Origin of the sequence: Brevibacterium sp. VCM10, from assembly GCF_000583215.1 — a bacterium.
Classification (GTDB): Bacteria; Actinomycetota; Actinomycetes; order Actinomycetales; family Brevibacteriaceae; genus Brevibacterium; species Brevibacterium linens.
Genome location: NZ_JAJB01000034.1, coordinates 26,857 through 45,241, shown reverse-complemented (window position 1 = coordinate 45,241; position 18,385 = coordinate 26,857). Strand labels below are relative to the sequence as shown.

General features: G+C 66.0%; 17 protein-coding genes. 9 read left to right on the top strand and 8 right to left on the bottom strand.

Annotated elements, in window-relative coordinates; genetic code table 11:
- Nucleotides 1-5: 5 nt before the first annotated feature.
- The gene (locus AD89_RS0111030; RefSeq protein ID WP_025778830.1) at nucleotides 6-1,034 is read right to left on the bottom strand and encodes an iron-siderophore ABC transporter substrate-binding protein; all 1,029 of its coding nucleotides are present in this window, start codon (nucleotides 1,032-1,034) and stop codon (nucleotides 6-8) included.
- A gap of 66 nt (nucleotides 1,035-1,100) precedes the next feature.
- A complete protein-coding gene (locus AD89_RS19320; protein WP_231488594.1) occupies nucleotides 1,101-1,472 on the bottom strand; it encodes a ClpP family protease in 372 nt (123 codons plus the stop codon).
- Here AD89_RS19320 and AD89_RS0111020 point away from each other — a divergent pair.
- The 3 genes from AD89_RS0111020 (at nucleotide 1,471) to AD89_RS0111010 (ending at nucleotide 3,417) form a co-directional block, all read left to right on the top strand.
- Nucleotides 1,471-2,109: an endonuclease gene (locus AD89_RS0111020; protein WP_025778826.1), complete on the top strand. Its 639-nt coding sequence runs from the start codon at nucleotides 1,471-1,473 to the stop codon at nucleotides 2,107-2,109. The two genes, AD89_RS19320 and AD89_RS0111020, sit on opposite strands and share 2 nt — an antisense overlap.
- Before the next feature lie 52 nt (nucleotides 2,110-2,161).
- Nucleotides 2,162-2,467, top strand: coding sequence for a hypothetical protein (locus AD89_RS0111015; RefSeq protein ID WP_035320514.1), 306 nt, complete (start codon nucleotides 2,162-2,164; stop codon nucleotides 2,465-2,467).
- Between the two features lie 128 nt (nucleotides 2,468-2,595).
- Nucleotides 2,596-3,417: a YidC/Oxa1 family membrane protein insertase gene (locus AD89_RS0111010; protein ID WP_025778822.1), complete on the top strand. Its 822-nt coding sequence runs from the start codon at nucleotides 2,596-2,598 to the stop codon at nucleotides 3,415-3,417.
- A gap of 101 nt (nucleotides 3,418-3,518) precedes the next feature.
- On the opposite strand, the gene AD89_RS0111005 is transcribed toward AD89_RS0111010, so the two are convergent.
- The 4 genes from AD89_RS0111005 to AD89_RS0110990 form a co-directional block, all read right to left on the bottom strand.
- Nucleotides 3,519-6,068, bottom strand: coding sequence for an ATP-dependent Clp protease ATP-binding subunit (locus tag AD89_RS0111005; protein ID WP_025778820.1), 2,550 nt, complete (start codon nucleotides 6,066-6,068; stop codon nucleotides 3,519-3,521).
- Nucleotides 6,069-6,184: 116 nt separating this feature from the next.
- A complete protein-coding gene (locus tag AD89_RS0111000) occupies nucleotides 6,185-6,976 on the bottom strand; it encodes a DUF3152 domain-containing protein (protein WP_025778818.1) in 792 nt (263 codons plus the stop codon).
- Between the two features lie 105 nt (nucleotides 6,977-7,081).
- Nucleotides 7,082-7,750, bottom strand: coding sequence for a VOC family protein (locus AD89_RS0110995; RefSeq protein ID WP_051505217.1), 669 nt, complete (start codon nucleotides 7,748-7,750; stop codon nucleotides 7,082-7,084).
- Nucleotides 7,738-8,439: a VOC family protein gene (locus AD89_RS0110990; protein WP_025778815.1), complete on the bottom strand. Its 702-nt coding sequence runs from the start codon at nucleotides 8,437-8,439 to the stop codon at nucleotides 7,738-7,740. Before AD89_RS0110990 ends, AD89_RS0110995 begins: the two co-directional genes overlap by 13 nt.
- 192 nt (nucleotides 8,440-8,631) lie before the next feature.
- Between AD89_RS0110990 and AD89_RS0110980 the strand changes: the two genes are divergently transcribed.
- The 6 genes from AD89_RS0110980 to AD89_RS0110955 are packed head-to-tail and all read left to right on the top strand — an operon-like array spanning nucleotide 8,632 to nucleotide 16,326.
- A complete protein-coding gene (locus AD89_RS0110980) occupies nucleotides 8,632-10,341 on the top strand; it encodes a TIGR04028 family ABC transporter substrate-binding protein (RefSeq protein ID WP_025778813.1) in 1,710 nt (569 codons plus the stop codon).
- A complete protein-coding gene (locus AD89_RS0110975) occupies nucleotides 10,338-11,417 on the top strand; it encodes an ABC transporter permease (RefSeq protein WP_025778811.1) in 1,080 nt (359 codons plus the stop codon). The genes AD89_RS0110980 and AD89_RS0110975 overlap by 4 nt, the downstream gene beginning before the upstream one ends.
- Complete coding sequence (locus AD89_RS0110970) at nucleotides 11,414-12,274, top strand: ABC transporter permease (protein WP_025778810.1); 861 nt, start codon at nucleotides 11,414-11,416, stop codon at nucleotides 12,272-12,274. The genes AD89_RS0110975 and AD89_RS0110970 overlap by 4 nt, the downstream gene beginning before the upstream one ends.
- Nucleotides 12,271-13,965, top strand: coding sequence for a dipeptide ABC transporter ATP-binding protein (locus tag AD89_RS0110965; protein WP_025778808.1), 1,695 nt, complete (start codon nucleotides 12,271-12,273; stop codon nucleotides 13,963-13,965). Before AD89_RS0110970 ends, AD89_RS0110965 begins: the two co-directional genes overlap by 4 nt.
- Nucleotides 13,966-13,970: 5 nt before the next feature.
- Nucleotides 13,971-15,023, top strand: coding sequence for a putative FMN-dependent luciferase-like monooxygenase (locus AD89_RS0110960; protein WP_025778806.1), 1,053 nt, complete (start codon nucleotides 13,971-13,973; stop codon nucleotides 15,021-15,023).
- A 1-nt stretch (nucleotide 15,024) separates the two neighbouring features.
- A complete protein-coding gene (locus tag AD89_RS0110955; protein ID WP_025778804.1) occupies nucleotides 15,025-16,326 on the top strand; it encodes an alkylhydroperoxidase domain protein in 1,302 nt (433 codons plus the stop codon).
- 92 nt (nucleotides 16,327-16,418) lie between these two features.
- Here AD89_RS0110955 and AD89_RS0110950 read toward each other — a convergent pair whose 3' ends face one another.
- On the bottom strand, nucleotides 16,419-16,838 hold the full coding sequence (locus AD89_RS0110950; protein WP_025778802.1) for a DUF779 domain-containing protein: 420 nt from the start codon (nucleotides 16,836-16,838) through the stop codon (nucleotides 16,419-16,421).
- A complete protein-coding gene (gene exaC / locus AD89_RS0110945) occupies nucleotides 16,838-18,361 on the bottom strand; it encodes an acetaldehyde dehydrogenase ExaC (RefSeq protein ID WP_025778801.1) in 1,524 nt (507 codons plus the stop codon). The genes AD89_RS0110950 and exaC overlap by 1 nt, the downstream gene beginning before the upstream one ends.
- Nucleotides 18,362-18,385: the final 24 nt, after the last annotated feature.

The following is an 18,385-nucleotide window of genomic DNA, read 5'->3' as shown; positions in this document are numbered from 1 at the left end:
TCGACCTACTTGTCGAGCTTCTTCACCGCTTTGTCGATCATCGGCACATAGCGCTCCAGCGTCCAGGGGACGGTGAGCGGGTTGATGATCGAGGATCCGGTGACGAAGGCCTGATCTTCGGAGGCCACGACGGCGCCGGATCTGATCGCCGGAATGTTCTTGTACAGTCCCTGCGATTCGATCTCCTTTTTGTTCTTCGCATCGGAGTAGAAGGTGAAGATGAGGTCCGAGTCGTTGAGCTTGTCCGCGTTCTCCAAGCCGATGAGCGCGGAATCCGTTCCCGGCTCGTCGTACTCCTTCTTCAGTTCGTCGATGACCGGATCCGGGGTCAGCCCGAGAGCCGAGACCATCGCCACGCGCTGTTCGGTGGGATAGAAGACGCCGAGGGTGCCGGGACCGGAGTTGTAGATATAGGAGAATGTGAGGTCCTTGTACTCGTCCCGCTCGGCTTCTTTCAGCTGTGTCTTGATGTCGTCGACGAGCCCAACGGATTCCTCTTCCTGACCGAGTGCCTTGCCGATCGTGGTGATCTGCTCATCCCATTCGATGGTCCACGGCTGCTTCGGGTAAGCCACGGTCGGGGCGATGGCATCGAGCTGCTCATACTGGTCGGCCGTGATTCCCGACCAGGGAGCGAGGATGACATCGGGTTCGAGTTCGGCAATGGCCTCGACGTCGAGTTCCGTATCGCCCTGGAACTGCTCGGGCAGCTTCTCGCCCTTGTCCTTCACGGCCTCGTAGATCCACGGCATATAGCCGGTGTCATCGGATCCCCAGGCGTATTCCTCCATACCGACCGGAGTCTTGCCCAACGCGATCGCGGTCTCCGTCGATCCCTGACCGAGGGTGACGACGCGCTGGGGCTCGGACTCGATGACCGCTTCGCCGAGTGCGTGCTTGATCGTCACGGTCTCGAAATTCGCTGACCCGGACTCCTCCGCGGCCTGCGATCCCTGCCCGCAGGCGGTGGCGGTGAAAGAGAGTGCGACGAGCGCTCCGGCGATGACGGCCCGGCGGCTGTGAGGAACTGGCATTCCTGTCCTTTCGACAGTGGTCGGAGCCGGTTGCGGCTCCTCGACATTAACGTAGGACAGCCTAACTTAACCTACCGACGTTTCCGCAACACCTGTGAGCCACTTCACTTCAGTCATCCTCATTCTGATCCGAGCTCGCAGGTCGGACTGGGAGTCGATGACGCGATCGATGAGTCCGTACTCGATCGCCTCCTCGGCGGTGAACCACCGGTCACGCAGGGAGTCGTCGAAGATGCGGTCGTAGGTCTTTCCGGCCGCCTCGGCGATCCGATGCAGGACGGTGTCTCTGACCGATCGGAGGTCGTCGCCCTGGAGTTCGATGTCGGCGGCTCCGCCGATCCCGCTCGACCGTGCCGCTGTGAGCGGACGGGCACCGGCGGCTGAGGCTCCGGTGGCCCTTGACTCTTCGACCGGGCCCGGACATAGGATCGGCCGCATGAGCACACAGCGAGATCGGGCCGGTCGCCTCATCGATGTGCACGGTCGCACATTCGCCGCGGAGGCCGGGATCACACTCCGGGACAAGCCGGCCCCGCTGTGGCAGCTGCTCGTCCTCAGCCTGCTCCTGTCCACGCGCATCAGCTCTGACATCGCCCTCGCGAGCGCGCGCGAGCTGTTCTCGGCGAAGTGGAGAACGCCGCGGCGTCTGCGCGCGAGCTCGTGGCAGCAGCGCGTCGATGCGCTCGGACGCGGCGGGTATCGCCGCTACGACGAGAGCACCGCCACCCGTCTGGCCGAGGCCGCCGATCTGCTCATCGACCGATGGGACGGGGACCTGCGGAAGCTGCGCGATGAGGCCGAGGGGCAGCCTCGTCGGATTTCGGGGCTCCTGCAGGAATTCACCGGGATCGGTCCGACCGGGGCATCCATCTTCCTCCGAGAGGCCCAGCAGGTCTGGCCCTCGGTGAGGCCTGCATTCGACACTCTCGTTCGCAAGGGCGCGAGGACGGCCGGGCTGCCGGAGCAGGACGAGAAGCTGGCCGCATTGGTCGATGACGACGACCTCGCAGGACTCGCGGCCGCGCTCGTGCGTCTCGCCCGAGACCCGGACCTCTCCGCCGACGCAGAGGACTGAGACCTCCGCCCAGGCCCGCGTGCTAGCATCGTGGCGTCTGAAAGGGGACGAGATGATGGCGAATATGTGGCTGACGCTGCAGCTGCTCGTCGTCGTGCTCTCTTCCGACCTCGACTCGGTCGTGCCCCAGTCCCCCACTCATCTCATCGTCCTCGCCCTCCTCGGTGCAGCCCTGCTGACGCCGATCGCCGCATGGGCGAGCATGGCCCTGCTGCGTGTGCTCTCGCTGTCGGCACGCCCGCCGTCTCTGCCGGGCACGCGCCGAAGCATCCGCGAATTCCGCATGCCGGAGGAACCCGGCACTCCGGGTACGGCTCTGCCCAGAGCTCCCTCTACCGTCGTTCACGCCATCGCCTGAACGACCCGTTCCGTACGGAATGTCTCCCCGCCTCGGCGCGGGCAATTGTCATCAATCGTCACGGTGATGGCCTTCAACGGCCCATTCAACCGCGCCTCAGTGCGCCTATGTCCGAAGGACGATCACCTGTGAACATCTACGAATTCCTGCCCATCCGCCTGCTCGTCGAGGCCGCCTACACAGTGGTCACGGGGATCAGCGACATTCTCGAACCGCTCGCTGGCGGCTTCAGCGCCGCCCTGGCCGTCATCGTACTCACCGTGCTGGTCCGCGCCGTGCTCATTCCCGTCGGGGTGTCCCAGGTCAGGGCCGGCATCACTCGAAAACGGCTGGCCCCGAAGATCAAAGAGCTGCAGACGAAGTACAAGAAGCAGCCCGAACTCATGCAGCAGAAGCTCATGGAACTGTACAAAGAGGAGAATGCCTCCCCCTTCGCCGGATGCCTGCCGGTGCTGGCACAGACCCCAGTGCTCATGGCCGTCTATGGCCTCTTCATCAATGCGACGATCGGCGGGCACGCCAATGAGCTGCTCGGTCACACGCTCTTCGGTCTGCCCCTGAACACGAGCTTCGTCAGACTGCTCGGCGCCGGGGATCTCACCGGCACGGCCATCACGGTCTACCTCATCCTCGTCGTGCTCATCACCGTCGTCGCCGGCTTCTCCCGCCATCTGCTCACTCCGGCTGCGCCCGAGACCCCGGCCGTTCCCGCGGGGAATCCAGGGAAGAACGGCGCGGATGCTCCGGCGATGCCGGATCTGTCCGGGGTGATGAAGACCCTGAGCTTCATGCCCTTCCTCACCGCGATCTTCGCGCTCTTCGTCCCCTTGGCCGCCGCACTCTACCTGGCGACGACGACCACGTGGACGCTCGGCGAACGGCTCGTCCTCAACAAGCTCCTCGGAGCGAACGACCCGCAGCCCGAACAGTCCTCTGCCACCCGCGGCTGAACCGGGACGCGACGCTGCCCGCAGCAACGACAGAGCCCGGGACGAAAGAACGGAATCCTTCGTCCCGGGCTCATGCGGGGACCGCCTCGGCGATCGAGGGATCAGGCCATGATCGGCTCCGGGCGAGCACCGGCCACGACCCTGAGGTCGCCGCCAACGACCGTGGCACGCACGGTGCCGCCCTCGTCGACCGCCTCGGTGACGAGGAGATCGGCGATGCGGTCGTCGAGTTCGCGCTGGATCACGCGACGCAGCGGACGGGCACCGAACTCGGGTTCGTATCCTTCATCGGCCAGCCAGTCGAGAGCCTCTGCCGAGACGTCGAGGGCGATGCCCTGGGCCTCGAGACGCTGCTTCGACGCGGCCAGCTGCTGATCGACGATGGAGCGCAGCTGCTCGCGGTCGAGGCGGGCGAACATCACGGTGTCGTCGATGCGGTTGATGAACTCCGGCCGCATGAATTCCTTGAGCCGGCCCATGACCTTGGCCTTGAGGTCTCTCTCTGCGTCCTGCGCAGCACCGGAGGCGAAGCCCAGCGGAGTGCCGGACATGAACTCGGAACCGAGGTTCGAGGTCATGATGATCACGGTGTTGCGGAAGTCGACCGTGCGGCCCTGACCGTCGGTGAGACGTCCGTCGTCGAGGACCTGCAGCAGCAGGTTGAACGCATCCGGGTGGGCCTTCTCGACCTCGTCGAGGAGGATGACCGAATACGGGCGACGGCGGACCTTCTCCGTCAGCTGACCGGCTTCGTCGTAGCCGACGTAGCCGGGAGGGGCACCGACGAGCCGGGACACAGTGTGGCGTTCGCCGAACTCGCTCATGTCGAAGCGGATCATGGCCGACTCATCGTCGAACAGGGTCTGCGCCAGAGCCTTCGCCAGCTCCGTCTTTCCGACGCCGGTGGGGCCGAGGAAGAGGAAGCTGCCGATGGGTCGGTTGGGATCGGCCATACCGGTCTGGCTGCGGCGGATGGCGCGCGACACTGCGGTCACGGCTTCGTCCTGTCCGACCACCCGGTCGTGGAGAACCTCTTCCATGTTCGCCAGACGCGCCTTCTGAGTCTGCGTCATCCGCTCCGCCGGGATTCCGGTGGCGCGGGAGACCACATGCGCGATCTCCTGCTCGCCGATGATCGCCTCTGCGGCAGCGGTCTTCACGGCCTCCGCGTCCGGGTTCTCGGCTGATTCGATCCGGGCGGCCACCTCGTTGATCTCATCGCGAACACGGCCTGCGCGCTCGTAGTCCTCGACCTCGATGGCGGACTTCTTCTCCGCTTCGAGCTCGGAGAGCTTGAGCTTGAGCGCGTCGATATCGACCGCGGGTCCGCGCCCCAGCGACATCCGGGCGCCGGCCTGGTCGATGAGGTCGATGGCCTTGTCCGGCAGGAACCGGTCGGTGATGTAGCGGTTCGACAGCTCCACGGCTGCGCGGACCGCCTCGGCGGTGTAGGTGACCTCGTGGAACTCCGCGTAGCGGTCTTTGAGTCCGTCGATGATCGTCACCGCGTCCTCGACACTCGGCTCGCCCACGGTCACCGGCTGGAAGCGGCGCTCCAGGGCGGAGTCCTTCTCGATGGTGCGGTATTCCTTGAGCGTGGTTGCGCCGATCATGTGCAGGTCGCCGCGGGCCAGGCGCGGTTTGAGGATGTTGCCGGCGTCCATCGAGTTCGCCTCGCCGTTGCCTCCGGCACCGACGAGGGTGTGGAGTTCGTCGACGAAGACGATCATGTCTCCGTCATCGGCGATCTCGTTCAGCGCTCCGGTCAGGCGCTCCTCGAAGTCACCGCGGTAGCGGGTGCCGGCGAGCATTCCGGGCATGTCGAGAGCGATGATGCGCTTGCCCTGCAGCTGCTTGGGAACTTCGCCCGAATGGATGGCCTGGGCGAGGCCTTCGGCGACCGCGGTCTTTCCGACGCCTGCCTCGCCGAGGAGGACCGGGTTGTTCTTCGTCCGGCGGGCGAGGATCTCGATCGTCTGTTCGATCTCCTCTGCTCGGCCGATGACGGGATCGAGCCTGCCCTCGGAGGCGAGTTCGGTGAGGTCGGTGCCGAACTTCTCCAGCACGGACTCCTGACCGTCCTCACCCTCGGCCTCCTGGCCCGGGTGCATGCCTGCGGCTTCGGCCGCCTCGGCGCCGGCCTGCAGTGCGGCCTGGGTGACTCCCGCCTGGGCGAGGATCCGGCCGGCGGGCATCTCCTGATTGAGCACGAAGGCGAAGAACATGTGCTCCGGATCGATGTAGGTCGATCCGAAGGCTCGCGCTACCTGGTAGGCATCGAGCAGGGCACGCTGGGCGGAGCCGGTCAGTGTGGGAGTGGAATCCGCCTCGGTGTCGGTTGCAGCCGGAAGCCGCTCTTCGATCGCATGGGCGATGGCCTCGGGGTCGGCGCCTGCCTGGCGCACGGCGGAGATTCCGGGTTCGGAGTCGACCATGGTGCGCAGAATGTGGAGTGCGTCGACCTCGGACTGGCCGTGTCGTCCTGCAAACTCCGCGGCCGCCTCGATGACCTCATGGCTGCGCTTGCTCAGCAGTCGGTTGATGTCGACGGAACGTCCTCGGCGGGCTCCGGTCTGTCCCTGGAGGAAACGAGCGAGGAACTCGTCGAACGAGTCTCCGCCCGAGCCTGCGGGTCCGAAGAATGTGGCCAAAGCTGACCTCCTCTTTCAAAGTTGAGCGTATACGACTCAATCAACAGAGGCGGGCGCGCGGTTATTCCCGAGTCGGCTGAGGTCGGTGTCACATGCGGTGACGGGCGGACGTGCGGTCAGCCCTTCGAGGGCCAACCGTTGGGCTCGCAGCCCTGCAGACCCTTCGTCTGCTGCTGCATGAGCGGTGCCGTCCTGCCCGGCCCGGGGCAGGACTCGTGGCCGTGGCCGAGGGCGTGACCGACCTCGTGATTGACGAGGTACTGCCGGTACTGGACGATGTCGTCGAACTCGTCCGTGGCAGAGACCCAGCGCTTGGCGTTGAGGATGACGTTGGGCCCGTTGCGGCACGAGAGTTTGCCCAAGGTCCGCAGCGGCAGACACATCTCGTCGACGGTGTCGGGGCTGGCGATGGAGATCATGACGTCCTGACCGTCATCAACGAGTTCGATGGAGACGTCGTCGATGCCCTGCCAGCCGCGTTCGTCCTGCAACGTCCTGATGATGAAGTCACCGGCCCCGTCGACGTCGATGGGCAGATTGTCCTCGACGCGCAGAGCGACCTTGAAGGTCCTTCCCTTGTCACGATTGGGTCCGGTCTCGTCTTTCGGCCGGTCCCATCGGCCGCTGCCGTGGGTGTCGATATCGTCTTCGCTCACCCCGGCGGCTCCCGCATCGTCAAGGCTCGCGGTCTCGGAAGGCGAAGGGGATGCCGTCGGCTCACCCGACTGCGTGGTCTCCCCCGTCGGGTCGGCGGAGGCGGCAGGAGTCTCGGCGGCCTTCGGAGTCGGTCGGGTCTCGTCGTCGGCGGCGGGCGCGCAGGCACTCAGTCCGATGAGCAGCGAGACCGCGGCAAGGGAGGTCAGGGTGCGGAGGCGTGGGCGGGAGACGGGGCGGGTTCGACTGAGCACGCCTGTGAGTCTATCCGGTGCCGATTCATCGAGAAACGGGCTGCGTGTCGAGAAACGGGTGTGCGCGCCCGTTTCTCGACACGCAGCCCGTTTCTCGGCGAGTGATCAGAACTCGAAGATGCCGCCGGGCCCGCGCAGCCTCGCATGCAGGCGACAACCCGACCCCTCGACCACAGTGGTGTCCCCGGCCCCGAGCACGTCGAGCACCTCCCGTGCAGCCTCAGGTTCTGGACTGTCCACACGGAAATCGAGCAGCTCGAGGGTGGGCAGGGCCGCCTCGGCGGGGTGGACGGATTCGCCCCAGTCGATGAGGAACGGCTGCGCACCCTCGCGCGGCAGCGGAGAACGCGTGGTCAGCCGCCACTCGAGACGGTCGCCTTCGGCAGTATCGCGGGCCATGTCCTGGACCTCGCCGAAGTCGATGCCCGCGGTGTTCGCGGCCGCGACCTTCGCGAGGAACGCCGGCGGGTGGATGGCCCAGGTCTGCAGGGTCGGCTCGGTGGCCAGATGTGCGTCGAGCGGAAGGGTGCCGTCAGCGGGCGGTTCCTGCTGCGGGTCGGGGCCGAGGATTTCGAGGTAGGTGCGCGCCGCCTCCGGCCAGCCCGCCGGGGCGAGCCCGAGGAGATGATTCGCGGTCCCCCGTCCCGGGTGCGAACCGCCGGGGACCGCGCGCAGACCGGTGGCCTCTTCGACGGCGGCGACCCCGGCCTCGAGGTCGGGCACCGTGATGATGAGGTGGTCGAGCTGCGCGGGGATGGTGTTCAGAGTGTCCATGATCCACCCGGACCTTTCAGATGAGCGTGTAGGCCCTCAGTCTCCCCCGCTTCGTCGCCCGGGGCAATGATGTCGAGTCCGATGCCGAAGAAGCCGAGGACCTCGCCGACCGCATCCGGTTCCCCACTCGAAGCCCAGAGCCGCTCAAGCCGGACCGAGGGTATCTCCTGGCTCGCCGGATGCTCGGAGTCCTTCCAATCGATGAGGAACGGCTGGATCCCCGACCACGGCAGCGGAGTGTGCCTGGTCAGCCGCCAATCGAGGACGGTGCCGTCCGGCTTGCGTCGGGTCATGTCATGAACCTCGCCGAGGTGGACGCGCGGTTCCCGTGACCGCGCAGCAGCCGTGACGAGTCCGTCGAAATCATCTGGTCGGATCGCCCACCTCTGCACCGTCGGTGAGGTGATCCCGGCCAGCCGAGTGGCTGCCGATGCTGGGTCCTGCTCGGGGTCGGGGCCGAGGATCTCGAGGTATGTGAGCGGGTTCGCACCACGTGGACGCGCGAGTCCGAGGGACTCGGTGAGGTCATCGCCGAGCTCGAGCCCGAGCAGCACATTGGCTGTCCCCAACCCCGGATGGGCCCCACCGTCGATCGCTTTCACCCCCAGAAGATCCGCTGATTGCTCAACATATTCCTCAAGGTCGGGAACGGCGATCACCAGATGATCGAAACTCGATGTGTTCAACATGTCTCAATATTAAGCCCCGGATTGACGCGGATTGCGCGGATGCGCTTAACTCAAGGCATGCACATCCACTTCGGGCCCCGCGCCGGACACTGCCGCTACCTGCCGTCAATGGCAATCGCAATGTCCGTATATTGTTGAACTATCCGACTCAATTCCCTCTGTTCCACCCCTTTGACCCGAAGGACCTCTGCCATGACGGACCACCGTCTCTCCACCTCAGCGCGTCTGACTCAGCGACGCCTCGACCGCCGCTCGGTACTGAGCCTCGGTCTCGGTTTCGGCACTCTGCTCACCCTCAGCGCCTGCACTCCCCACGACTCCGGTTCCTTGGCCGAGGGCGAACCCGTCCGCGGCGGGGTGCTCACCTACTTCGAACCCCAGACCTGGACTCTGCTCTACCCGCCGTCGGTCGGCTTCTACCCCAACGGCGGGATCATGAACAACATCTCCGCCCGTCTGCTGTGGCAGGATCCGAAGACTCTCGAACTCCACCCGTGGCTGGCCACCGAACTGCCGGAGACGAACGCCGATGCCACGACCTACACGTTCACCATCCGTGAGGGTGTGACCTATTCGGACGGTTCGCCGCTGACACCGGAGAATGTGGCGAAGAACTTCGATCTCTTCGGTCGCGGCGACGAATCCCGCACGCTGCCGGTGTCCGAGCAGATCTCGAACTACGAGCGCAGCGAAGTCCTCGACGAGAATCGGGTGCGGTTCCACTTCTCGGCCCCCTCCCCCGGTTTCGCACAGGCGACGTCGACGATGAACGCGGGACTGCTCGCCGATTCGACCCTCGACCTCGATGCCGAGGGCTTCGGCCCGGGCGGAGCCACGCAGATCCACACCTGCGGCCCTTTCCACATCACTGCCGAGACGATCGGCACGAAGCTCTCCGTCCGTGCCCGCGAGGACTACGACTGGGCGCCCCCGCATCTGAAGCATCAGGGCCGGGCCCACCTCGACGGCATTGACTATCTGACGAACAACGAATACTCCGTGCGCATCGGGGCCGTGCTCTCCGGACAGGCCGACGGCGTCCGCGACGTCCAGGCCCCGGATGAGTCCCGTGTCACCGAGCAGGGTCTGCGCCTCTATGCGAAGGCGACGAACGGCATCAACAACAGCATCAATTTCCGGTTCCGCCACGACCTGCTGTCCGATATCGACGTTCGGCGAGCGCTCATCGCCGCCATCGATCGCCAGGAGATCGTCGACAAGCTCTTCACCCCGAACTACCCCTTGGCCACCGGCCTGCTGGCCAAGGGAGCCATGGGATATGTCGACCAGTCGGGATCCTGGGACTTCGACCCGGAGAAGGCGAACCGCCTCCTCGACCAGGCCGGGTGGAGCGAGCGCAACGGGCAGGGCTATCGCGTCAAGGATGGTCAACCGCTGGCGCTGACGGTGAATATCGCGCTGCCGCAGCCCCGGTCGAACGAGGTCCAGACCCTCATCCAACAGCATCTGCGCCGCGTGGGCGTGCGCCTGTCGATCAATCCCGGTGACCAATCGAAGCAGACTCTCGACGCCCTCGAACTCGACACCGTGCAGATCTACCACTCGATGGTCGCCCGCGCCGACTTCGACAATCTGCGCTCGAACTACTCCTCGGTCAATCGCGACGTCTTCCTCAACGGAGTCGACCGCGCGGACGCCGACGACGATTCGGTCGACCCGAAGATCGACGAACTCCTCGAAACGCTGGCGTCCGAACCGAACCATGAGAAACGGCAGGAGGCCGCCGAGGCGGTCCAGAACTACCTCGTCGACCAGGCCTATGTGCTGCCGTTCTTCGAAGAACCACAGGTCTTCGCATTCCGCCGCCGCGTCCACGGCTTCACCACCGAACCCGTGGGCCGCCCCGACTTCTACAGCACCTGGCTGGCAGGAGAGAAATGATCCTCGACACCCGCTACCTCCTCCTGCGCCTGGGCCAAGCGGTCCTCGTGCTGCTGCTCGCGTTCACCGCGGCTTTCATCCTGCTCAGCCTCATCCCCGGAGACGGCGTCACTGCCCGCTTCGCCGATCCCGCCCTGGGTCTGTCCAATGACCAGATCGCCGAGATCCGTGAGGCCACCGGTGCCGACGACTCCTGGTGGTCACGTTACGTCCTCAGCCTCACCGGGTTCCTCACGGGCGACTTCGGCTACTCGGTCCAGACCGGTGCGGCCGTGTCGACGATCATCGCGGCGGCGCTGCCGTCGACCGCGGTGCTCGCGGCCTCCGGTTTCGTCACCGCCCTCGTCCTCGCCGTGATCATCGCCGTCTTCGCGACCTTCGGTCCGTCCACCGGGCCGACGGCCAAGGTGCGGCGAGTCCTCGACTCGGTGCCCAGTCTCTTCATCTCCATCCCGGTGTTCTGGCTCGGAATCCTGCTCATCCAGGTCTTCTCCTTCCAGCTCGGTCTCGTCTCCGTCGTCGACCCCGGCCCTGCCGAGGCGCTCGTGCTGCCGACCCTGACCGTGGCGGTTCCGCTGTCGGCCCCGATCGCCCAGGTGCTCATCCGCTCCATCACCGAGGTGCAGGCTTCCGGATTCGTCAAGGTCACCACGGCCAAGGGCGCCTCCGAACTGTGGATCCTCGTCCACACCGTCGCCCGCAATGCGGTGCTGCCGGGGCTGACGATCATCGGCCTCGTCTTCGGCGAACTCGTCGCCGGCGCCGTGGTCACCGAGACCGTATTCGGCCGGAACGGCATCGGACTCATCACCGCCCAAGCGGTCACCCACCGGGACAATCCGATCCTGCTGGCCGTCGTGGTCATCGCCACCTTCGGCTACGTCATCATCAACCTCGCAGTCGACCTCCTCTACCCCGTCATCGACGTCCGGCTGCGCACGAAACGCAGCGCCGCCTCGGCGGGCACAGCCCTGCGCAGCCACGACGAACCCACCCGTCGCGCCATGACGGCGACCGCGGCCAGCGTCGGCGTCGACCTCGACTGGAACGACGAGACGAAGGAGAAGAACTCATGAGCATCGTCGTCACCCGCGACCAGAGCACCGAGGCCCGACGCGCACGCGGCGGCCGGGCACGCGCCGCGATCACCCCGGCCACCATCGCCTCCGGGCTGGTGCTGCTCATCGCCATCGCCTGGGCGCTGTTCCCCGGTCTCTTCACCCACTTCGATCCCAACGACGGCGGAGACACCCCTGCCCTTCTGGCCCCGAGCCTCGAGCATTGGTTCGGCACCGACCAGACCGGCCGCGATGCCTTCACCCGCGTCGTCTACGGCGCCTCCCAGTCCCTGCTGGCCGCGCTCGTGGCCGTCGGGGTCGGGCTGATCGTCGGCACCACGATCGGGCTCATCGCCGGCACCCGGCGCGGGTTCGTCGACGATGTGCTCATGCGCCTGATCGACGTACTGCTGTCCATCCCCGCGATCCTGCTCAGCCTCTCGATCGTCGTCGTCCTCGGTTTCGGAACGATCAACGCGGCCATCGCCGTCGGAGTCACCGCCATCGCCCAGTTCGCACGACTGGCCAGGTCCCAGGCGGTGCAGATCAACACGAGCGACTACGTGGCCGCGGCCTACGGATCCGGCGGCACCTTCTTCTCCGTCCTGGTCCGCCATATCCTGCCGAATTCGATCTCTCCCGTGCTCTCACTGGCGGTGCTCCAGGTCGGTTCGGCGATCCTCCAGATCTCCACTCTCGGATTCCTCGGATACGGCACTCCGCCGCCCACCCCCGAATGGGGCCTCATCATCGCCGAGGGCCGCAACTTCGTCGCCACCGCATGGTGGCTGACCGTGCTGCCCGGCTTCGTCGTCATGGCCATCGTGCTCGCCACCCACCAGATCGGCAACACCCTGCGAAAGGTGACATCATGACCGACTCCTCACTGCTGCGCATCGACGGCCTGTCCGTCGACTACTCCCACCGAGGCGGCTCCGCGGCCCCGGCCGTGAGCGACCTCGATCTCGTGGTCCGTCCCGGTTCGATGACCGCCGTGGTCGGCGAGTCAGGTTCGGGGAAATCGACGACGGCCAACGCCGTCATCGGCCTCCTCCCCGCCTCAGCCAGGGTCGCGGCCGGGCGGATCCGCCTCGGCGATCTCGATCTGCTCAGCCTGGGCACCTCCGGGTGGCGCGGTGTGCGCGGTTCCCAGATCGGCTATGTCCCACAGGACCCGGGGTCCTCGCTCAATCCGCTGCAGACCGTGGGCAGGTCCGTCGCCGAGGCGCTGCGCATCCACCGTCGCGCGGGCCGCGCCGAGGCTCGCGCCCAGGTCATCGAGCTGCTGGGCCGGGTCGGCATCGACCAGCCGGAGAAACGGGCCGACCAGTTCCCGCATGAGCTCTCGGGTGGGATGCGGCAGCGGGTGCTCATCGCCGCCGCCATCGCTCTGCGCCCGCGCCTGCTCATCGCCGACGAACCCACCTCCGCCCTCGACGTGACGGTGCAGAAGCAGGTCCTCGACCTCCTCGATGAACTGCGCGCCGAGACCGGGATGGGTATCCTCTTCATCACCCACGATCTCGCCGTCGCCGGCGAACGCGCCGACGAGGTCGTGGTCATGCAGGGCGGACGCATCGTCGAATCGGGGCCGGCCGGACGGGTCTTCTCCGATCCGGCCACCGATTACACCTCCCGGCTCATCGCCGATGCTCCCGCACTGCAGACGAAGGCGAGATCTGCCCGCGCCGAGGCGACCAGGGAGTCCACAGACCCGTTCGTCTCCGTCGAATCGCTGACCCATGTCTTCGACCGCACGGGTGATCAGATCACCGGCGTCGAAGGTGTGGATTTCACGGTGGCGCGCGGGACCACGCACGGACTCGTCGGCGAATCCGGTTCGGGCAAGACGACCACGGGCAAGGCGCTGACCGGGTTCCTCACCCCGCAGTCCGGGCATGTGCGCATCGGCGACTTCGACGCCGCGGAGTTCGGACGCGGTCGACCCTCGCGGCAGCGGCTGCGGGAGTTCCGGCGCACCGTGCAGCTCGTGCATCAGAACCCGTTCTCCGCTCTCGATCCCAAACATTCCATCCGGTCGACCCTGACGGAGCCTCTGCGCAACTTCCGCCTCGGTGACCGCACCTCCCGCCCTCGACTCGTCGCCGAGGCCATGGATCGGGTGGCGCTGCCGAATGAGTTCCTCGATCGGCGTCCCGCCGAACTCTCCGGCGGGCAGCTGCAGCGAGTGGCGATCGCCCGCGCTCTCATCGTCGAACCCGAACTCGTCGTCTTCGACGAGGCGGTCTCGGCTCTCGATGTGACGGTGCAGGCACAGATCCTCACACTGCTCGATGAGCTGCAACGGGAGCTCGGTCTCACCTATGTCTTCATCACCCATGATCTCGCCGTCGTCCGCCAAATCGCTGATACGGTGTCCGTGATGTCGCATGGGCGCCTCGTCGACGATGGCGCGACCGAAGAGATCTTCACTCGCCCGCGGTCTGCCTATACCCGCACCCTGCTCGAGGCGATCCCCCGTCCCGCGACGCTGTCGGCCGCAGCAGCGCCTGCGAATTATCGACCCGCGACCCCGACCCTGCTCACCGCAGCAGCAGAAAGATGAGAACCATGACCCCTCACCCCACCGATCCTCAGGCCACCGGACCGAAGCTCGGATTCTTCACTCGCCTGCTCGAGGACGCCCCGGCAGCTCAGCGCTACCGCTTCGCCCTCGAACAGATCGAGACGGCCGAGGAGTTCGGCTTCCATTCGGCATGGGTCGCCCAGCACCACTTCTCCGCGGCAGAGGGCGGGCTGCCGTCCCCGCTCGTCTTCCTCTCCCATGCCGCCGCCCGCACCTCCCGAATCGACTTGGGCACCGCGATCATCACCCTGCCGATGGAGAATGCCGTGCGCGTGGCCGAAGACGCCGCCGTCCTCGACGAACTCTCCGCCGGTCGCCTCCAGATCGGTCTGGGCTCCGGCGGGAATCCGAAGTCCTTCCCAGCCTTCGGCACGAGCTTCGATGACCGTCGCGAGGTCTTCGCCGACAACCTCGCAACACTGCGCACCCTGTTCTCAGGCGACCGGCTTCCCACCGACCACAGTCTCTATCCCGTTCCCGACGCGGAGCGTCCGAGTCTCGAACGACGCCTGTGGCAGGCGACGTTCTCCGCCGGCGGTGCCGGTGCGGCAGGCGCCGCCGGTGACGGACTCATGCTCTCCAGGACTCAGCCACGACCCCAGGACAACCCGTCGGCACGCCTCGACGAGGTGCAGCTGCCGGTCATCGACACCTATCTCTCCCAGCTGCCGGACGGAGCCGAACCGCGCATCCTCGCCTCCCGTACCGCCGTGGTCGCCGATGCCGAAGACCTGCCCCGGCTGCGTGAGATCACCGAACCGGCGCTGCGGGCCGAGGCCGACCGCCTCGTCGGCTATGACACGTCGTCGCTGACCCTCGATGAGCTCCTCATCGCCACCGACACCTACCTCGGCACGCCCGAGCAGGTGAGCGAACGTCTGCAGCATGACCGCGTCCTCGATCGGGCCACCGATGTCAGCTTCCAGGTGCACTCGGTGCCGGCGACGAACGAGACCGCCCTGCAGTCGATCGAACTGCTCGCCACCGAGGTGGCCCCTGCCCTCGGGTTCTCCGTGACGAAGGAGCGGGTGCACTGAGATGGCCGATATCATCAACCTCCTCGCCGGAATCGCGGCGAATGATCCGCTCGATGAGCTGCGTGATCACCGGGCGCAGGCGAAGGAGAACGCTCAGCTGAGTTTCGAGGCTCTGCTCGAGCCCGAGGATCCGCGCGGTGTGTCTTACCGGGAGCGTTATGCCGTGGCCGCGTTCACCGCCGGCCTGCTCGGTTCGGACCGTGCCGAGGAGTTCTACCGTGACCTGCTTCGTGACGAAGACGAATCCGTGTCCTGGGCCGTCGCCGAACTCCTCGATGAGGCGACCGCTGCGGATTCAGTGCGGCGTGGGCCGTACGGAGACTTCGAGTCCCAGGCGCTGGCGGGCGAGAACGTTCCCGGGCCGTGGTTCACCGCCGCCCAGGCGACGGCGAAGAATCTCGGTGAGAAGCTGATGGCCGGGCTCGAATTCGCGCATCTTCTCGTCCTCCATCCGCGCGACAGCCGTCCCGGTCACCTGGCGCTGCTGCTCGAAGCAGGATGGGACGAGGACGGCATCGTTACGCTGGCTCAGCTGGTTTCGTTCCTCAACTTCCAGATCCGCATCAGCACCGGACTCGCCGCACTCACCGAGCCGGCGTCCACGGTTCCGTCCCCGGACGACGCAGCCCCGTCGACGCCTGACGGGAACGACAGCCCCGCCTCGGCGAGAGTCGAAGAGGCACTGCAGTCCGTCGGGGACCGGGTGAAGACGTACCCGAACCTCAAGCGCCCCGAACTGTTCCAACAGGGTGGGCTCGGCTGGGTGCCGTGGATCGCTCCCGTCGCCGAGGCGGACCTCACGGAGACGCAGCGTGACTCGCTCATCGAGGCGGGACGGGCGAAGAACCCCTACTTCCGGCTGCTTGCGAGGGATCCGGCCGCACTCAAGGCACGAACTCTGACCGACTTCGACATCTTCTTCAACACCACCGATGGTCTCGGTCGGGCCGAACGCGAACTCGCCGCGACCGCGGCCTCTCGTCTCAACGGATGCCTGTTCTGCGCGTCGATCCATTCCGACCGGGCCACCGAGGAATCCGGGCGTCGGGACCTCGTGCAGCGCCTCCTCGACGAAAAAATCGGCACGAAGAGCCACCTCGGCGATCAGGTGTGGGACGCCGTCGTCGATGCCTCGGTCGCGCTGACGCTGACCCCGCAGGTTTTCGGTGCCCGGCACGTCGAGCAGCTGCGTGCGGCGGGTCTGGACGACGGCGACATCATCGACGCCCTGAACTGTGCCGCCTTCTTCAACTGGGCGAACCGCCTGATGCTCTCCCTCGGCGAGCCGGAACAGCTGAAGTAGGCCTCGCCGAGAAACGGGCTGAGTGTCGAAAAACGCATGTGCGCACGCGTTTCTCGACACTCAGCCCGTTTTTCAGTGGGACGGTGCAGACTTCAGCCGACGTCCATGAGCGTCGAGCGGATGATGAAGCGGTTTCCCGTCGGTGATTCGACGCTGAAGCCGCTGCCGCGGCCCGGCACCACATCGATCGTCAGATGCGTGTGCTTCCAGTACTCGAACTGCTCCGTCGACATCCAGAAGTCCAGTCCGGCTTTGTCGGCGTCGTCGATGGGCAGTTCGAAGTGTCCGAGCAGCACATCGGCTTCCGAGGTGAGGAAGTCGCCTTCGGGGAAGCACATGGGCGACGAGCCGTCACAACAGCCGCCGGACTGGTGGAACATGAGCTGTCCGTGTTTGTCGACGAGGCTGGCGAGCAGGTCGATGGCGGCCTGAGTCATCGCCACTCGCGATTTCTCTTCGCCCTCGATCGTCGGTGTCGACTCGAGAGCTGCTGTTTCGGCTAAATCACTCATCAGAAGAATCCTTGTGCATTTTCGGAGTAGCTGACCAGCAGGTTCTTCGTCTGCTGGTAGTGGTCGAGCATCATCTTGTGGTTCTCGCGTCCGATGCCCGAGGACTTGTATCCGCCGAACGCGGCGTGGGCCGGGTAGGCGTGATAGTTGTTCACCCAGACGCGGCCAGCCTGGATGTCGCGACCGGCGCGGTAGGCGGTGTTGCCGGTGCGTGCCCAGACTCCGGCGCCGAGGCCGTAGAGGGTGTCGTTGGCGATGCCGATGGCGTCGTCGTAGTCGGAGAACGAGGTCAGCGCCACGACGGGTCCGAAGATCTCCTCCTGGAAGATGCGCATCTTGTTCGTGCCTTTGAAGATCGTCGGCTGGATGTAGAAGCCACCGGCGAGGTCGCCATCGAGTTCGGCCTTGTCGCCGCCGATGAGCGCCTCGGCGCCTTCGTCCTTGCCGATCTTGAGGTAGGACATGATCTTCTCGAACTGGTCGTTCGAGGCCTGCGCTCCGACTTGGGTCTCGGTGTCGAGCGGGTTGCCCTGTTTGATCGATCGGACGCGTTCGACGCCGGCGGCGACGAAGTCGTCGAAGATCGATTCCTGGACGAGCGCACGCGACGGACAGGTGCAGACCTCGCCCTGGTTGAGAGCGAACATCGCGAAGCCCTCAAGCGCTTTGTCCCGGTAGCTGTCGTCGGCGGCCATGACGTCGTCGAAGAAGATGTTCGGTGACTTTCCGCCGAGCTCCAGGGTGACCGGGATGATGTTCTGCGAGGCGTACTGCATGATGAGGCGGCCGGTCGTCGTCTCGCCGGTGAACGCGATCTTGCGGATGCGTTTGTTCGACGCGAGCGGCTTGCCGGCTTCGACGCCGAATCCGTTGATGATGTTGAGGACGCCGGGAGGCAGCAGGTCGCCGATGAGTTCGGCGAGGACGAGGATCGACGCCGGGGTCTGCTCGGCGGGTTTGAGGACCACGCAGTTGCCTGCGGCGAGCGCCGGAGCGAGCTTCCAGGTGGCCATGAGCAGGGGGAAGTTCCAAGGAATGATCTGTCCGACCACGCCGAGGGGCTCGTGGAAGTGGTAGGCGACGGTGTCGTCGTCGATCTGGGAGATGCCGCCTTCCTGCGCCCGGATGGCCGAGGCGAAGTAGCGGAAGTGGTCGACGGCCAGCGGCAAGTCCGCAGCCAGCGGTTCGCGGATTCCCTTGCCGTTGTCCCAGGTCTCGGCGACGGCGAGCATCTCGAGGTTGGATTCGATGCGGTCGGCGATCTTCAGCAGGATGTTCGACCGTTCGGCGACGGAGGTCTTGCCCCAGGCCGGTGCCGCCGCCCATGCGGCGTCGAGTGCGGTTTCGACATCGTCGGCGGTGGAGCTGGGGATCTCGGTGAATGCCTGTCCGGTGACGGGAGTGATGTTCTCGAAGTAGTTGCCGTCCTTCGGCGGCACCCACTCTCCTCCGATGTAGTTCTCATAACGGGGCTTGAACGTGACGAGCGCGCCGTCGGTACCGGGTGCTGAGTAGACTGCCATGACACTCCTTCGTGTGAGTCCATC

Coding starts and splice junctions, on each gene's coding strand:
- AD89_RS0111030 (WP_025778830.1), bottom strand. CDS start 1,034: ATGCCAGTTCCTCACAGCCGCCGGGCCGTCATCGCCGGAGCGCTCGTC.
- AD89_RS0111020 (WP_025778826.1), top strand. CDS start 1,471: ATGAGCACACAGCGAGATCGGGCCGGTCGCCTCATCGATGTGCACGGT.
- AD89_RS19320 (WP_231488594.1), bottom strand. CDS start 1,472: ATGCGGCCGATCCTATGTCCGGGCCCGGTCGAAGAGTCAAGGGCCACC.
- AD89_RS0111015 (WP_035320514.1), top strand. CDS start 2,162: ATGATGGCGAATATGTGGCTGACGCTGCAGCTGCTCGTCGTCGTGCTC.
- AD89_RS0110995 (WP_051505217.1), bottom strand. CDS start 7,750: ATGGACACTCTGAACACCATCCCCGCGCAGCTCGACCACCTCATCATC.
- AD89_RS0110990 (WP_025778815.1), bottom strand. CDS start 8,439: ATGTTGAACACATCGAGTTTCGATCATCTGGTGATCGCCGTTCCCGAC.
- AD89_RS0110980 (WP_025778813.1), top strand. CDS start 8,632: ATGACGGACCACCGTCTCTCCACCTCAGCGCGTCTGACTCAGCGACGC.
- AD89_RS0110975 (WP_025778811.1), top strand. CDS start 10,338: ATGATCCTCGACACCCGCTACCTCCTCCTGCGCCTGGGCCAAGCGGTC.
- AD89_RS0110970 (WP_025778810.1), top strand. CDS start 11,414: ATGAGCATCGTCGTCACCCGCGACCAGAGCACCGAGGCCCGACGCGCA.
- AD89_RS0110965 (WP_025778808.1), top strand. CDS start 12,271: ATGACCGACTCCTCACTGCTGCGCATCGACGGCCTGTCCGTCGACTAC.
- AD89_RS0110960 (WP_025778806.1), top strand. CDS start 13,971: ATGACCCCTCACCCCACCGATCCTCAGGCCACCGGACCGAAGCTCGGA.
- AD89_RS0110955 (WP_025778804.1), top strand. CDS start 15,025: ATGGCCGATATCATCAACCTCCTCGCCGGAATCGCGGCGAATGATCCG.
- AD89_RS0110950 (WP_025778802.1), bottom strand. CDS start 16,838: ATGAGTGATTTAGCCGAAACAGCAGCTCTCGAGTCGACACCGACGATC.
- exaC (WP_025778801.1), bottom strand. CDS start 18,361: ATGGCAGTCTACTCAGCACCCGGTACCGACGGCGCGCTCGTCACGTTC.